The 15,253-nt window shown below is 59.5% G+C and carries 10 protein-coding genes; 3 read left to right on the top strand and 7 right to left on the bottom strand.

The window, feature by feature from the left end; all coding sequences use genetic code 11:
• Positions 1-87 precede the first annotated feature (87 nt).
• The 7 genes from AB5Z02_RS19395 to AB5Z02_RS19365 all read right to left on the bottom strand — a co-directional run bounded on the left by AB5Z02_RS19395 (position 88) and on the right by AB5Z02_RS19365 (position 8,387).
• Positions 88-1,425: a protein BatD gene (locus tag AB5Z02_RS19395; protein WP_368216713.1), complete on the bottom strand. Its 1,338-nt coding sequence runs from the start codon at positions 1,423-1,425 to the stop codon at positions 88-90.
• Positions 1,426-1,450: 25 nt separating this feature from the next.
• Positions 1,451-3,181 carry a VWA domain-containing protein gene (locus AB5Z02_RS19390; protein ID WP_368216712.1) on the bottom strand — a complete coding sequence of 577 codons (1,731 nt, stop codon included), beginning with the start codon at positions 3,179-3,181 and terminating at the stop codon, positions 1,451-1,453.
• Positions 3,178-4,221, bottom strand: coding sequence for a VWA domain-containing protein (locus AB5Z02_RS19385; RefSeq protein ID WP_368216711.1), 1,044 nt, complete (start codon positions 4,219-4,221; stop codon positions 3,178-3,180). Before AB5Z02_RS19385 ends, AB5Z02_RS19390 begins: the two co-directional genes overlap by 4 nt.
• Entirely contained in the window at positions 4,214-4,735 is a 522-nt protein-coding gene (locus AB5Z02_RS19380; RefSeq protein ID WP_368216710.1) for a DUF4381 family protein, read from the bottom strand. The genes AB5Z02_RS19385 and AB5Z02_RS19380 overlap by 8 nt, the downstream gene beginning before the upstream one ends.
• On the bottom strand, positions 4,735-5,718 hold the full coding sequence (locus AB5Z02_RS19375; protein ID WP_368216709.1) for a DUF58 domain-containing protein: 984 nt from the start codon (positions 5,716-5,718) through the stop codon (positions 4,735-4,737). The genes AB5Z02_RS19380 and AB5Z02_RS19375 overlap by 1 nt, the downstream gene beginning before the upstream one ends.
• Positions 5,719-5,726: 8 nt before the next feature.
• A complete protein-coding gene (locus tag AB5Z02_RS19370; RefSeq protein WP_368216708.1) occupies positions 5,727-6,704 on the bottom strand; it encodes an AAA family ATPase in 978 nt (325 codons plus the stop codon).
• A 144-nt stretch (positions 6,705-6,848) separates the two neighbouring features.
• Positions 6,849-8,387 (bottom strand): arylsulfatase, encoded by a 1,539-nt coding sequence (locus AB5Z02_RS19365; RefSeq protein WP_368216707.1) that lies wholly within the window; start codon positions 8,385-8,387, stop codon positions 6,849-6,851.
• 844 nt (positions 8,388-9,231) lie between these two features.
• Between AB5Z02_RS19365 and AB5Z02_RS19360 the strand changes: the two genes are divergently transcribed.
• From AB5Z02_RS19360 to hrpA, 3 genes are all read left to right on the top strand, one after another.
• Positions 9,232-10,509, top strand: a complete 1,278-nt coding sequence (locus AB5Z02_RS19360; RefSeq protein WP_031227597.1) for an HD-GYP domain-containing protein — start codon at positions 9,232-9,234, stop codon at positions 10,507-10,509.
• A 120-nt stretch (positions 10,510-10,629) separates the two neighbouring features.
• Positions 10,630-11,052, top strand: coding sequence for a CBS domain-containing protein (locus AB5Z02_RS19355; protein WP_005333273.1), 423 nt, complete (start codon positions 10,630-10,632; stop codon positions 11,050-11,052).
• Between the two features lie 240 nt (positions 11,053-11,292).
• A complete protein-coding gene (gene hrpA, locus AB5Z02_RS19350; RefSeq protein ID WP_368216706.1) occupies positions 11,293-15,192 on the top strand; it encodes an ATP-dependent RNA helicase HrpA in 3,900 nt (1,299 codons plus the stop codon).
• The last annotated feature ends 61 nt before the right edge of the window (positions 15,193-15,253 follow it).

Below are 15,253 nucleotides of genomic sequence, written 5' to 3'. Positions count from 1 at the left end.
CAGCGGGTATCCCACTTTGGCAGTGTAATGAAGTGGGCAAAGTGGGACAACCAGTGCAGGGGGTGGTTGCTGCGTGGCGCACTTTATTTATCTGTTGGCGTTGCAGGATGATTGACCCGCTGAGGTCGGTTTGCCAGTCAGGGGGGGCAGTTCCGGCAGGGCCGCTTGCCAGCCGATAATGTGGCCCAACCGTGAACGGATGTTGCCAAGACTGGTGCCCCATCGCCTTTGCAGGCGCAGCAGCAGGCACCAGCCCATCCTGAGCGCATCAGCCCGTTCAAGGGGATCTTGCTGGAATACAACCTGTTGTTGCTGCCAAGCCGGATCGGAACTGACATGGCTCAGTTCCAGCCAACCCCTCTTGGCCCGCAGATAGCGATAGGCCAGTACCCGCACCGCCCCCCACTGCCTGCACCAGATGGCGGCTCCATATTGCCAGCCGAGCGGGCGAGGGTGGTGACGGTAGTAACGGGCTATAGCCAGGAGCGCCAGCACCAGCAGGGCTACACCACCGGCTACTCCAAGCAACCGATGCCAGTAGGCCGCCAGCCAGGAGGCGGGAGTGTGGCGCACTTGCAGGGTCTGCCCAGGGAGTGTCAGGGTCTGCAGCAGGCCAGTCTGGCTGTTCCACCAGGCAAGCTCCAGCGCGGGCATGGTCAACTCACCACCGCGCTGCACGATATAGGTAGTTTGATCTTCCCGTGTCGAGAGGTATTCCCCTCGCTCCTGGGTATCGTTCAGTCGGGCTTGCGCCGGATAGTCCTGTACCCGCCCATCGCTTGCAAGCGGAGTGATCAGCGGCGGGATCAGTACCGAGAGGGTATCCTGCCCGCTGGCGGTCACGGTGCGGGTGATGGCATCCCCTACCCGCAGCTCGCCGTCAGCATGGTCATCCGCAGAGCGCTGCCAACGCTGGCTCAGGGTGAGATTGCTGGCGCTCAACCAACGCCCGCCGACCGTCAGGGCTGGGTCGGGCAGAGCGGCGGCAAAACGCTGAGGGTGGGTGGTGAGGGTGATCTGCCGGGAGCCCCCTTCAGGGCGCGCCACGGTGGCCCGCACCGCGATGGCGGGGATCTCGAATTGGCCGGATTGCTGGGGATAGAGCGTCAGCTCCCAGCGCTGATGTGACCAGGTCTCGCCATCGCGGCGCTGGGTGAAGTTGGTTGCCAGCTCGCTGCGCTGTTTGACCATAACCCCCGGCAGCTCGAACTGGCCGATGCGGGTGCCCGCGGTAAACCAGCGGTTGGTGGCCAGATCCAGATAGAGGGTGATCTGTTGGGTGACGGCATAGGGGCGTTTCTCCTCCCCCTGATCTTTCAACCAGCTCTTGAGGGTTACCTGAGTGGCGTCAGTCGCATCAGCGGCCTCGGCAGCCTGTGCTTCGACCGTGAGCAGCACGGCCCCGAGCAGGGTAGCGGTCGCCATACATCCGCAAAGCCAGTGGCGGAGTTTATTGTGCCGGTTGCACATGGGTAGGCTCCTTGTGGGTGGCAGAACGAGGACGGGCGGTTGCGCCCGTTTGCTGTGCGTGTAGCTGGAGGCGGAATTTGGCTTGCAGGAAGTCACCGGGATCAGACTCCACCCGGCGCAGCCACTTTTCGGCCTGCGCCGGATTGGCCAGAATCTGATCTGCGGTCAGGGTTTCGCGCGCCATCAGGGATGAAGCCACGGTCTCTTCCGCCCCGTCGGCACTGCGTGGCTCATCATCGGGCAGTTCACTGGAGTGATCAGGTCCATCCGGCGTGCCGGTCTGGCTCTGACTGGCGCGGTTGATCTCGTCAACAATCCCGCTCATCACCTGATAGTTGTGGGCGGCTGATTGACGCACGCTCGGGTCGCTGGCCTCGTCAGCCAGTTTCCGGAACAGCCGGCGGGCGGCCAGATACTCACGCTGTCTGGCGAGGGCATTACCGGCATAGAGCAGAGCCTGTTCTGAGTCGGCTTGCAGGAATGCTGACTGGGCCAGTGCAAACTCGGCGCCATAGTAGTAGGCCACCCCCTTGTAGAAGGGATCTTCATAGTGTTTAGCCGCCTCCAGATAGTCCCCTTGCTGGAAGTACCACTGCCCCTGCTGATCCGGGGTGAGCCAGAGGTTGAACCACTGCTGTTTCAGCTCCTTTGCCCAGTGATTGATCGCAGGCTCTGTCGGCTCTGCGGGCGCAAGCGAGAAGGTGGTGGCCTGCGCAGGCGTCGTCTGTAACAGGGAGAGACCGATGGCTGCCACCAGACCCCACTGCACCAGCCAGCCTTTGCGAAACCAGAGCAGCAGCAGGGCGACGACCGGAAAGAGCAGGTAGTACCCCATGTCCTGCCAAGGCATCAGGGAGTCGTTGTGGATCAAAAAGTTGCGTTCAATCCCCCGGTTGATGCGCTCTACGTCGCGATTATCCACCGTCATGGTGAGCAGGGTGCCATTGCTGTCACTGGCCAGTCGCCTTAGTGAGGCAAGCTCCAGCGGGCGTTTGCCACTCAGGGCCGGGTCGCCAGCGGCCAGGATCAGCAGCTGACGGGATTGACCACGGAAATAGTCAGCCAAGGGGGCAATGGCGGCGGGGCTGATGCCATCACTCACCAGCAAAACGGTGCTGCCTGTCTCATCGGCCAGAAGTTCGGTGAGCAGCGGGATCACCTGTTCGGTGCGCTTGCCCGCTTTAGGCATGATTTCGGGACGGATGGCGGCGAGGATAGGGTCATAGACGGCACTGTCACGGGTCAGCGGCATGGCGGTGTGGGCCGAGCCGGCAAAGACCACCAGCCCGTTGCGCCCGCCATCGCGGGTCGCCAGCAGATCGCTGATCTTCTGTTTGGCCCGCGTCAAGCGGTTGGGGGCGATATCCGTTTCCAGCATGGAGTCGCTGTTATCGAGCAGGATCAGCAGGGCGCCCTGATCTTCGCCAAAGGGGGAGGGTTCACGGCTCCAGGTCGGCCCTGCGCAGATCAGGATGGCCAGCCCCATCAGCAGCCCCAGCACTTTGAGGGGCAGGTTCTTTTTCCAGCCGGTGTCCCCCAGCGTCAGCGCCTCGCGCAGATGTGGCGGCAGCCGCTGTTGCCAGCTGTTCGCTTCATCCATGTGCCAGCGCAGCAGCAGGATGGCGACAAGGGGGAGCAAGGCCAGCAGCCACCAGGGGCGCAGAAAGTGGGCATTCAGCCAGAGCTGTTGCCAGTAGAGGGGATCCATCATGGCGTGTCTCCTGAGAGAGCAGTGCGCAGGCGGTAGCGCCTGAGGGTCAACAGGGAAAAGAGGGTGAGATAGAGGCCGACGCTGACGGCGATGAGGTAATGGTGCAGGCTTTCGCGAGTCTGAAAGCGGGTGCTTTCGTAGCGTTGTGGCTCCAGCTCACCGATCACCTGATAGGCGCGCGTCAGCTGCGCCTCATCAAGAGCCTGAAACAACTGGCCGCCGGTCAGGGTCGCCAGCTGTTGCAGGGTATCGAGATCGAGTGCCTGTTCGCCGACGGTGGCCGGATCCCCCATGGCGATAGTATGCAGCCGCACGCCGTTGACCGCGGCTACCCGGGCCGCATCCCGTGGGCTGACAAAACTGCCGGTGTCGTTACCATCGGTAAGGATGATGGCGACTTTCTCCCGCTTGGCGCTGTTCTGGTCTTGTTGCCCGTGGCGATCACTGTTGTTGAACACTTTGATTGCCAGACCGATGGCATCCCCCAGATGGGTGCTCTGGCCTGCCATGGCGACATCGGTCTCCTGCAGCAGGGTTTGCCAGGTGTCGAGATCGGCGGTAAACGGCGCCTGGACAAAGGCGGCATCCCCAAACAGGATGAGCCCGAGTCGATCTCCTTTACGCGTTGCAGCAAATTGTTTAAGCACCTCTTTGGCGGCGTCGAGCCGACTAAGGGACTTGCCGGGGTCGGGGGAGAAGTCGGTCTCTGCCATGGAGCCGGAGAGATCCAGCACTATCATCACATCCCGCCCGAACCGCTCGCGTACCTGAGGCGGGCCATAGATGGTGGGCTTGGCCAGCGCCAGCACCGCCAGTAGCCAAACGGTGATCAGGGCGATCCGTTGCCACCAGCTGGCAGTCAGCTGGGTTGCCCCCTCACGCGGCGGCTCATCCAGCAGGTCGATCAGCAGGTCGAAGAAGGGCACCTTGATGGCACTCTGCCGAGTGCGATAGGCCGGAATAAGGCGAAACACCAGCAACGGCAGGGGCAGCAGCCAGAAACAGTGGGGGTGGGCAAACTCGAGACCGGCATCAAGCATGACGGGCCTCCGTCGCCAACGAGGCTGTTTGTATTGGAGTCTGGTGGTGGGCAAGCCAGTCGTTGCAGAGGGAAACGAGGCAGAGCTGATCACTCACGCTTAACACCACCTGATCACAGACCAGCGATACCAGCCAGCGCTCCCCCAGTTCGGTCGCGAAACGGGGCTGCCTATCAGCCATGGCATTGTCGAGGGTCTGCAGCAATGCCAAGCCAAACAGCTTGCCGTGCCGGGGATCTAGGTGGGTCAACACCTGCTTGATCAGGTGAAACAGCGCCAGATTGGCCCCGGCATCAGACCAGTTGATCGTGCGCAGGGCCGCCTGCGCTTCACGGCGGTAACGCTGTTGCCACCAGCGCTGTGCCCGGTGATAGAGCCAGAGCAGCGCCAGCGCCCCCAGGCTCAGCGCCAGCAGCAGCCAGCCTGCGGTTTGCGGTTGCCAGCTGATGGTGGGTGGTACGGTCACGTCCTGCAATTCGCGCAGCATATAGGTGCCGGGCAGCTTGTGGTTCATCAGTGATCTCCTCCCAATGCGGTAATGAGGCGGGCGAGGTGGTGGCCACCGGTGTCGAGGGTGATAAGCGGCAATCCCTTGAGGGCCATCAGTCGCAGCAGTTGATCTTTTTTCAGCTGCTGCTGGCGGGCTAGCCCCTGATCCAGCACAGGGATCTGGTGGGGAGCAATATTGAGCTGGTACTGGCCATCGCCAACTACCAAGCTGGCGCCAGCGGCTGTGGTCGACAGGGTCGACTCAAGGGGATCGGCGATGTGCAGTGCCAGCACATCGTTGTGCTGTTGCAAGTAACCGAGGCGGGTCAGGTCGGCCTCGGTTACTCCGGCCCAGTCGCTGAGAAAGATCAGGGTGGTATTTTTCAACTTGAGGCGGCCCAGCATCGCCAGCAGGGGGGCCAGACCGGTCGCCTCGCTGTCGCGGCTGTTGGCCGAGAGAGCATGATTGGCGGCACAGAGCTGGCGCAGCCCTGCCAACCAGTGGCCACGGGAGCGCTGGCCGCGCAGCCACTCCACGCCATCGCAGTGCAAAATGGCGAGCCCGACCCGATCGCTCTCTTTGAGTACTTGCCAGCCGAGCAGGGCAGCGACTTCGGCGGCCACCACCGACTTCATCACCTCCACCGAGGAGAAGAACATGCCGCTGCGCTGATCAACGCAGAGGATCACGTGACGATCTTTCTCTTCGCTATAACTGCGCACATGGGGGCGGCCGGTGCGCAGGGTCACTTTCCAGTCCAGGGTGCGAATATCATCCCCTTGCTGATAGTGGCGCAGCTCTTCAAAGTTGAGTCCACGGCCGCGAAAGCGTGACGGGTGACGGCCGCACAGCAGGTTGCCGCTGTTTAGCCGGGGCAGCAGTGAAAACTGGCCGACCAGCCCCTGTAGCCGGACCAGCGTCAGGTAGTCACAGTGGATGCGGGGGTCACCACTGGGCGGTTGCCCGCACTGTGTTAGCCTGTCATGGGATAAGGAGCGAGGTGTCATGGTATCGCTTACCCGATGACAACGTGATCGAGCAGAGTCATCACCACCTGCTGGTGATCCACCCCATCTGCCAGCGCGTCATAGCTGAGGGTAAAGCGGTGGCCAAGCACGCTGGGCACCATGGCGCGCACATCGTCGGGCAGCACATGGTTGCGCCCTTGCAGCCAGGCATAGGCGCGGGCGCACTTGTCCAGAGCAATGGATGCGCGGGGGCTGGCGCCGACCGCAATCCACTGTGACAGCCCGGTGGCCGGGTAGCGATCGGGGTGTCGGGTCGCCATGACCAGCGCAATGATGTAGTGCTCCACCAGCGGTGAGACCGTCATGGCCGAGAGCTCTGATCTGGCCTGCAAGATGAGCTCAGGGGAGAGGGGGGCGAATCCCTCGTTCTGCTCACGGGTACCGCGCTCTTCGGTCCGCACCAGCCGAATGATGGCAAGCTCTGCCTCATCATCGGGGTAGGCGACCGAGACCTTGAGGGCAAAACGGTCCATCTGGGCTTCTGGCAGCGGGTAGGTCCCCTCCTGCTCGATGGGGTTCTGGGTGGCCAGCACCATAAAGAGCTCGGGCAAGCGATGGCTCTTGTCACCGACGGTAACGGTGCCTTCGGCCATCGCCTCCAGCAGCGCCGCTTGTACCTTGGCGGGGGCGCGGTTCACTTCATCGGCCAGTACGATGCTGTTGAAGATGGGGCCTGGCTGGAAACGCAACTGGTGGGCTCCGTCACGCTCCTGATACATCTCTGTGCCGGTTACATCTGAGGGGAGCAGATCGGGGGTGAACTGAATGCGGCCGAAGCTGGTATTGAGGGCTTCTGCCAGCGCCTTGACCGAGCGGGTCTTGGCGGTGCCGGGCAAACCTTCAAGGAGCACGTGGCTATTGGTCAGCAGGCCGATGACCAGGGCGCGGATCACATGGGACTGGCCGACCACACTGTGACCAACCTGTTCGATGAGTTGCGAGATCTGTTGTTGCAAGGGGTTCATAGGGTTTTCCACAGGGTACATTTAACGAGACAGAGATAGGGCTAGGAGGGGGCCAACGGGTTTTCACTTTCCAGCCAGTTCGGGGCGAGCCGGCTGGAAATTGAAAACGCCCACCAGAGAGTGATGGGCGTTGGAGTCACCGCCTTACTTGATGGTGGCGACTTTTTGTTTGAGTGCATCCAGCTCTGCCAGTTTGGCCTTGAGCATCAGGCTCTGGGAGCTAATGCTGGCCGGGTTCATCTGGAAGCTCTGCTGCATCGGGTAGTTGGGCAGAGTGTCGAAGAACTCTTTCAGGATCCCCTGTGCAGGTACGAACAGCCACATGTTGTCTGCCATCCAGCGCAGATACATGCCTGATTCATGCGGTGCCTTCTCGAACGGATCTGCGCGCAGGTTGATGATCTGCGGCCAGTTCGGAGTCACACGCGCCGCGTCGGTGATGTTGCCCTCCATGGTGGCAAAGTTCAGTTTGAAGTCATTCCAGCGCACGGCGTTGAGTTCGCCGTTTGAGGAGAAGTAGAGCATGGAGTTGCGTGGGGAGGTGTCGGCTTTTCCGGCGAGATACGGCATGAAGTTGTAACCGTCCAGTTTCACCCGCCACTGTTTGCCGTTGGCCTTGTAGCCCTTGGCCAGCTTCTCTTTCACATCCGGTACACCGGCAGCGGCCAACAGGGTCGGCATCCAGTCCTGATGGGCCATCATGGCGTTGACCTTGGTGCCTGGCTTGATCACGCCTGGCCAGCGAACCAGTTGCGGAACCCGCATCCCGCCTTCCCATGTGGTGCCTTTTTCGCCGTAGAATGGGGTGGTGCCGCCATCCGGCCAGCTGACGGTCTCGGCGCCGTTGTCAGTGGTGTAGATCACGATGGTGTTGTTGGCGACCCCCAGCTCGTCCAGTTTGTCGAGCAGGATCCCCACCTGATCATCGTGCTCCAGCATGCCATCGGCATAGATGCTGACGCCGGATTTACCCTGATACTTCTCTTGCAGACGGGTCCAGACGTGCATACGGGTGGCGTTGTGCCAGATGAAGAAGGGCTTCTTGGCCTTGACTGCTTTCTCCATGAACGCCAGCGAAGACTCGAGGAACTCTTCGTCAGCATGCTCCATGCGCTTGCGGGTCATGGGGCCGGTATCTTCAATCTTGCCGTCGGCAGAAGATTTGATGACGCCGCGTGGGCCGAACTTCTTCTTGAACTCCGGATCTTTCGGGTAGTAGTAGGTTTCCGGTTCTTCTTCTGCGTTCAGGTGATAGAGGTTGCCGAAGAACTCGTCGAAGCCGTGCTTGGTCGGCAGGTGCTGGTTCTGATCGCCCAAATGGTTTTTGCCGAACTGAGCCGTCATGTAACCCTGCTCTTTGAGCAGATCACCGATGGTAGGGGCCCAATCCGGAATGCCGTGGGTGGATCCGGGCATGCCGATGGTCAGCAGACCGGTACGGAATGGCTCTTCACCGGTAATGAAGGCGGCGCGGCCAGCGGTGCAGGATTGCTGACCGTAGTGATCGGTAAAGAGGGCCCCTTCATTGGCGATCCTGTCCAGGTTCGGGGTCTGGTAGCCCATCATCCCCTGGTTGTAGGCACTGATGTTCCAGTAGCCGATGTCATCGCCCATGATGGCAAGAATATTGGGCTTGGCGGTTGCTGTGGCACTACCAGCGGTGGCCATTAAGGCAAGGCTCATGGCTATTTTGTTTATTTGAATGGCCATTATTGGCTCCACTCCTAATCTGATGTGAATTGGTACACAAAATGGGCGATGAAAGCAGCGTGCGTTTAACGCGGTGGAAATATCATCCCGTGCAGGCTGTTGGAGGGGATGGAATACCCGGATGGGCACATTCCCCTTTATCGCTGTCGTTATGACCTGCAAAGAGTGATATGACCTGAATAGCCCGAGTTAACCGCAGCTTGGAAATCAGCTTTCAACAGTTTCACTCTATAAATCCCGTTTATCCTTGTCGCCTTATAGCGAATATAACCGCTGGTTATCCGATATTTTCTCTCCAACCCTTTGGTCGCAGGCTATCGGGTGGGCTCGAGCGAGCATGGGAAGCTGTGTCCAGAAAGCGTGAGGTGTCTAGCACTATCGATGGCGACAAGGCGAAGAAATGGGTGATGGAGTTCACAGTTTGGTTAATTAATTTGGGGATGGTGGCAGTTATGGGCGTTGTGGTGTGCCTTTATTCAAAACTCTTACTGGCAAGCCGAGCACTCTTTAATTCTGATTAAGTAATAATTAAGTAAAGTTGGGGTGTTGATTGTTTCGCTCAGATATGAGTTTTTAAAATTGCTCACAATATCTACGCGAGATTTAAAAAGTCTGCTCGCATATTTTTGAACGGATAAATATAACTTGAATGGGAGTGGCCAAATAAATCCAGCTGTGATCTTTGTCTATTCAAGATGCTAGGGTCATAAATGCCTATAAAAACAAGGTAAAAGGCTCGACTATTGACTAAGTTGATAGAAGGCGAAGGATAAAACAGCGCCAGTTTGATACAACAACATCGCATGGGACCCGGATCATGGACAGAGCGCAGGGCGCAGCCCCCTTTTCGTTGCAAGTGGATCTAAGGCAGGTGGTGTATGCCCTGTCAGCCTCGCTGGATCTGGTGGGCATTGGCGATGTGGCCCACGGTAAACGGGTTGGGATTATGGCTGCCGAGTGCAGCCGGGAGCTGGGAATGAGTGAGGCCGAACGCTGTCTGCTGTTCGAGCTTGGGGTGCTGCATGATATCGGTGTCTCCTCGACCATCACCCATCACCATCTGGTCAGCGAGTTCGATTGGGAGTCCTCCCAGCGCCACTGCGAGGTGGGATATCAGCTGCTCAAGGATTTCCGTTTGCTGGCCCCGCTGGCCCTGCCTATCCGTTATCACCATACCCACTGGCACCTGTTGCGCGAGATGGCCGATGTGGACCCCAATGTAGCCCGTCAGGCCAACCTTATCTTTCTGGTGGATCGCTGCGATGCGTTGGCGGCGCCCTACTATGGCGATGGTTCATTGTTGATGCATACCAACGAGATCCGCGCACGCCTGCAGGATTTCCGTGACGAGTTCTTTGCCCCCGAGCTGGTGGATGCCTTCCTCAAGGCGTCTCGCTCTGAGGCATTCTGGCTGCAGCTGGAAGCACGCTCTATCAATGATTACATGCTGGAGATGCTGCAGGTGCGGGAGCCTTGCCTGACTTTCAACGGGGAGCTAAAAGCGCTGGCGCAGATCTTCTCTGGCATTGTCGACGCCAAAAGCCCATTCACGATGACGCATTCACTCGGTGTGAGCAGGTTGTCTCGTGCGTTGGCAGAATTGATGGGGGTCAGTGCCATCCATTGCGACATGCTGGAGATCGCCGGTTTGCTGCATGATCTGGGCAAGCTCAGGGTGCCGGACGAGATCCTCGACAAGCCTGCCAGCCTGACGAAAGAGGAGCGGGCAATCATCAATACCCATAGCTTCGAGACTTACCAGATCCTGCGTCATATCGAAGGGTTTGAGGAGATTGCCTGTTGGGCGGCCTATCACCATGAGGAGCCTGACGGGGAGGGCTATCCGTTCCACCTGCCGGCATCCGCCATGGCGCTCGAAGCGCGGATCCTGCGGGTCGCCGATATTTTTCAGGCAATGGTGCAGGACAGACCTTATCGGCGTGGCCTGCCTGCCCGTGACGCATTGACCTTTATGCAGCAACTGGCGGATCAGGGGCGGGTCGATCCCGCTGTGGTGGCGGTGCTGGCCGATCACCTGCCGCAGATGATGATGGCAGCCATTCCGGATCGCGAGCCGGATCATGCCATCAATTGAGGGAGAGGCTGGCTGCTGACTCATACCGCCGTGAGCCAGCTATGCTTGGAACAAGCCGAGCATGGTGCCGGTACCGGCGCACAAGACGCCAGCTTGATGGACTACCGTAGGGGAGCAGATATGGAATCGCTAAAAGCCAAGGATTATATGCAGAGCAGACCCATCACCTTCACTGCCGACATGATGGTGCAAGCTGCGGTTGAGAAATTTCTGAACAGTCATCAGCTCGGTGGCCCGGTGGTGGATGGGCAGGGCCATCTGATTGGCTGGATCTCCGAGCAGGATTGCATCGCAGTGCTGCTTAAGGAGGCCTATCACTGCGAACAGGTGGCGCAGGTCAAGGATGTGATGCGTAAGGAGGTGTTGTCGGTGGGTCCCGATACCAGCATTTTGAGTCTGGCGGAGATGATGATGGGGCAAAAGCCGAAGATCTATCCGGTAGTGGAGGAGGGGCGTCTGCTCGGGGTCATCAATCGCCACAACGTCATGCAGGCCATTCACGCCCAGCTCACCACCTGTTTTGTCCATCACACCCACGGTTAACCCTGTTTTTCTCTCTCCCAAGGCAAGCTTCGGCTTGCCTTGGCTATTTCATATGCTGCCATTTATTCATGTTATGCCATCTTACAATAATTGTTTTGCCATATCTGAGGATCGGCCAATCTCTCAGTCTTCCCATATATAACGCTACGTTAAGGCTTGCACCGTTCCCGCTCGCTCTTTAGGATCGCTCGCAGCTAATCGATATGGCCCCTCTGGGCACCTATTTAAGGAATTCGTACCTTGTCTCTCTCTATCGAGGCGCTGCGCCGCCGTCTCCCTGCCTGCATGAACCTTGACGCCCGCCGTCTCTCCAGCCGTCTGCACGGGGTCAAGAAGCTGCCTGAAGGCAAACAGGCAGCCGTGCTGGAGACCATCGCCGCCGATCTGGATGCCGCGCAAGCGCGCTATCAAACCCGTCTGGCCGGAGTGCCCAAGGTCACCTATCCGGACAACCTGCCGGTGAGCCAGAAGCAGGCTGAGATCGCCAAGGCCATTCAAGAGCATCAAGTGGTGATCATTGCAGGGGAAACAGGCTCGGGCAAAACCACCCAGATCCCCAAGATCTGTCTGGCGCTCGGGCGCGGAGTGAAGGGCTTTATCGGCCACACCCAGCCACGCCGTTTGGCGGCCCGCACCGTCGCGGCCCGTATTGCCGAGGAGATGGAGTCCGAGCTTGGCCACTACGTGGGTTACAAGGTGCGCTTTACCGATCAGGTGAGCGAGCAGACCCACATCAAGCTGATGACCGACGGTATCCTGCTGGCGGAGATCCAGAATGACCGGATGCTGACCCAGTACGATACCATCATCATTGACGAGGCCCACGAGCGTAGCCTCAATATCGACTTCATCCTGGGTTATCTCAAGCAACTGTTGCCCAAGCGCCCCGATCTCAAGGTGATCATCACCTCGGCCACTATCGATCCGCAACGTTTCTCCCGCCATTTCAACAAGGCGCCGGTGATCGAGGTCTCCGGCCGCACCTACCCGGTTGAGGTGCGCTACCGCCCACTTACCAGTGACAAGAGCGAAGGGCTTGAAGAGCGCGACGAGCTGCAGGGGATCTTCGATGCGGTGGAAGAGCTGGCCCGCGAAGGGTTGGGGGACATCCTTATCTTCATGAACGGCGAGCGGGAGATCCGCGATACCGCCGATGCCCTGCGCAAACTCAACCTGCGCGATACCGAGGTGCTGCCGCTCTACGCTCGCCTCTCCAACGCCGAGCAGAACAAGGTGTTCCAGCAACATGCCGGACGGCGCATCGTGCTTGCCACCAACGTGGCGGAGACCTCGCTGACGGTGCCGGGCATTCGTTACGTCATTGACCCAGGCACCGCCCGCATCAGCCGTTACTCCTGGCGTACCAAGGTGCAGCGCCTGCCCATCGAGCCGGTCTCCCAGGCCAGTGCCAACCAGCGTAAAGGGCGTTGCGGTCGGGTGGCGGACGGCATCTGTATCCGCCTCTACTCGGAGGAGGATTTCAACGGCCGCCCCGCCTTCACCGACCCCGAGATCCTGCGCACCAACCTGGCTTCCGTCATCCTGCAGATGCTGGCGCTCGGCCTTGGCAACATGGAGGCGTTCCCCTTTGTCGAGCCGCCCGAGTCCCGCCATATCAAGGATGGCTTGACCCTGCTCAAAGAACTGGAGGCGGTGAGGGAATTGCCTGCCACCGGCGATCGAGAAGCCAAACTGCAGCTGACCGAGATCGGTCGCCAGCTCTCGCGCATCCCTCTTGATCCGCGTCTGGCGAAGATGGTGATCAGCGCAGCGCAGACCGGCTGTCTGAGTGAGGTGATGGTGATCACCGCTGCCCTCAGCATTCAGGATCCTCGCGAGCGTCCCATGGAGAAGAAGCAGGCTGCCGATGAGCAGCACAGACGCTTTGAGGACAAGGATTCCGACTTCCTCGCTTTTGTTAACCTCTGGAACTATCTGAAAGAGCAGCAGGATGCCCTGGGCAGCAATCCGTTCCGCCGCATGTGCCAGAAGGAGTTTCTCTCCTACCTGCGGGTGCGCGAGTGGCAGGACATTCACTTCCAGCTGCGCCAGACGGTGAAAGAGCTTGGTTTTAAAGCCAACCATGAACCGGCAGATTTCAAGACGGTGCACTGCGCCCTGCTGACCGGCCTCTTGAGCCACATCGGCAACAAGGATCTGGAAAAGCCCGAGTTCCTTGGCGCTCGCAACGGCCGTTTCCACCTGTTCCCGGCCTCGGGCCTGTTCAAGAAGCCGCCCAAGTGGGTGATGGCCGCAGAATTGGTGGAAACCTCGCGTCTCTACGCCCGCATCAACGCCAAGATTGAACCCGAGTGGGTGGAACCGTTGGCTGGCCACCTCATCAAGCTGCACCACAGCGACCCCCACTGGTCGAAGAAAAACGGCGCCGTGATGGCCAAGGAGAAGGTGACCCTCTATGGTCTGACCCTGGTCAACGAGCGCACCATCAACTTCAGCCGTATCGATCCGGCGCTGTGCCGTGAGCTGTTTATCCGCCGCGCCTTGGTGGAAGGGGATTTCGAGACCCGTCACCGTTTCTTCAGCGATAACCGCAAGCTCTTGGCCGAGGTGGAAGCGCTGGAGCACAAATCCCGTCGTCGCGACATTCTGGTGGATGATGAGGACTTGTTCCGCTTCTACGATGCCCGCTTGCCGGAGGAGGTGATCTCCGCTCGCCATTTCGACAAGTGGTGGAAAGAGGCGCAAAAGCGGGACTCCGAGCTGCTCAACTTCGAAAAAGAGATGCTGATGAAGGGAGATGCCGCCCACATCAGCGATCTCGACTACCCCAACTTCTGGCAGCAGGGGCGCCTCAAGCTCAAGTTGACCTATCAGTTCGAGCCGGGGGAGGCCGCCGATGGCGTGACCCTGCATATTCCGTTGCCGCTCCTGAATCAGGTGGAGGTGAAGGGGTTCGAGTGGCTGATCCCGGGTCTGCGTCATGAGCTGTTGGTGGCTCTCATCAAGTCGATGCCAAAGCCGATGCGCAAGAACTTCGTGCCGGCGCCCAACTATGCCGATGCACTGCTCGCCAGTATCAACCCCGAACAGGGGCCGCTGCTTGACGAGATGGAACGCCAGCTGCGCCGAATGACTGGTGTGACCGTGCCCCGTGAATCCTGGGACTGGACTGCGGTGCCCGATCACCTGAAACTCACCTTCCGGGTGGTGGATGACAAACATAAGAAGGTGGCGGAAGGCAAAGATCTTGAGGCCTTGAAAGAGTCGCTGCGCGGCAGGGTGCAGGAGACCCTGTCGCAAGTAGCGGACGATGATATCGAGCAGTCTGGCCTCACCCTGTGGAGCTTTGGCGAGTTGCCCCAGGAGTACAGCCAAAAGCGTGGCGGCTTCGAAGTGAAGGCCTATCCGGCCCTGGTGGATCAGAAGGATTCGGTCGCCATCCAGCTGGTGGAGAGCCCGGTGGTGCAGCAGCAGCTGATGTGGGCCGGTCAGCGTCGACTGGTACTGCTCAACGTACCATCGCCCATCAAGTATCTGCAGGAGAAGTTGCCCAACAAGGCCAAGCTGGGGCTCTATTTCAACCCGTTTGGCAAGGTGGCCGAGCTTATCGACGACTGCATTGCCTGCGGCTGCGACAAGCTGATTGAGCAGCACGGCGGCATGGCTTGGGACGAGGCCGGTTTCGAGGCACTCAAGGAGTATGTCCGCGCCGAGCTCAACGATGCGGTGGTGGAGGTGGCCAAGCAGGTGGAAGCCGTGCTGACCCTCTCCCATGAGATCAAAAAACGGCTCAAGGGCAAGATGCAGCTCGACACCGCCTTTGCCATGTCCGATATCCAGCAGCAGTTGGGCAACCTCATTCACAAGGGCTTTGTCACCGAGACAGGCTGGCAGCGGCTGCCTGACTTGCTGCGCTACCTGCGGGCCATCGAGCGTCGTCTCGAGAAGCTTGCCATCGATCCCAACCGGGATCGGGTCTACATGCTCAAGGTGCACAGCGTGGAGTCGGAGTACAAGGCACTGCTCGCCAAGATCCCCAAATCCCAGCTTGTTCCCACCGAGGTGGCCAATATCCGCTGGATGATCGAGGAGCTGCGGGTGTCGTTCTTTGCCCAGAATCTGGGGACCCCTTATCCGGTGTCGGATAAACGTGTGCTTAACGCCATCGCTCAGTGCTAAGCTGCTATCTAACTGTTTTAACAGCATGATAGCGGGTGCTGAGAAGGGGTTGCCGGTCAGG

Origin of the sequence: Aeromonas sp. R2-3, assembly GCF_040908375.1 — a bacterium.
GTDB lineage: Bacteria > Pseudomonadota > Gammaproteobacteria > Enterobacterales > Aeromonadaceae > Aeromonas > Aeromonas veronii.
This window is presented reverse-complemented; position numbering and strand designations above follow the sequence as displayed.

Excerpts from the sequence above, each read along its gene's own strand:
- AB5Z02_RS19390 (WP_368216712.1), bottom strand. The coding sequence starts at position 3,181 with ATGATGGATCCCCTCTACTGGCAACAGCTCTGGCTGAATGCCCACTTT.
- AB5Z02_RS19395 (WP_368216713.1), bottom strand. The coding sequence starts at position 1,425 with ATGGCGACCGCTACCCTGCTCGGGGCCGTGCTGCTCACGGTCGAAGCA.
- AB5Z02_RS19385 (WP_368216711.1), bottom strand. The coding sequence starts at position 4,221 with ATGCTTGATGCCGGTCTCGAGTTTGCCCACCCCCACTGTTTCTGGCTG.
- AB5Z02_RS19370 (WP_368216708.1), bottom strand. The coding sequence starts at position 6,704 with ATGAACCCCTTGCAACAACAGATCTCGCAACTCATCGAACAGGTTGGT.
- AB5Z02_RS19360 (WP_031227597.1), top strand. The coding sequence starts at position 9,232 with ATGGACAGAGCGCAGGGCGCAGCCCCCTTTTCGTTGCAAGTGGATCTA.
- AB5Z02_RS19355 (WP_005333273.1), top strand. The coding sequence starts at position 10,630 with ATGGAATCGCTAAAAGCCAAGGATTATATGCAGAGCAGACCCATCACC.
- AB5Z02_RS19380 (WP_368216710.1), bottom strand. The coding sequence starts at position 4,735 with ATGAACCACAAGCTGCCCGGCACCTATATGCTGCGCGAATTGCAGGAC.
- AB5Z02_RS19375 (WP_368216709.1), bottom strand. The coding sequence starts at position 5,718 with ATGACACCTCGCTCCTTATCCCATGACAGGCTAACACAGTGCGGGCAA.
- AB5Z02_RS19365 (WP_368216707.1), bottom strand. The coding sequence starts at position 8,387 with ATGAGCCTTGCCTTAATGGCCACCGCTGGTAGTGCCACAGCAACCGCC.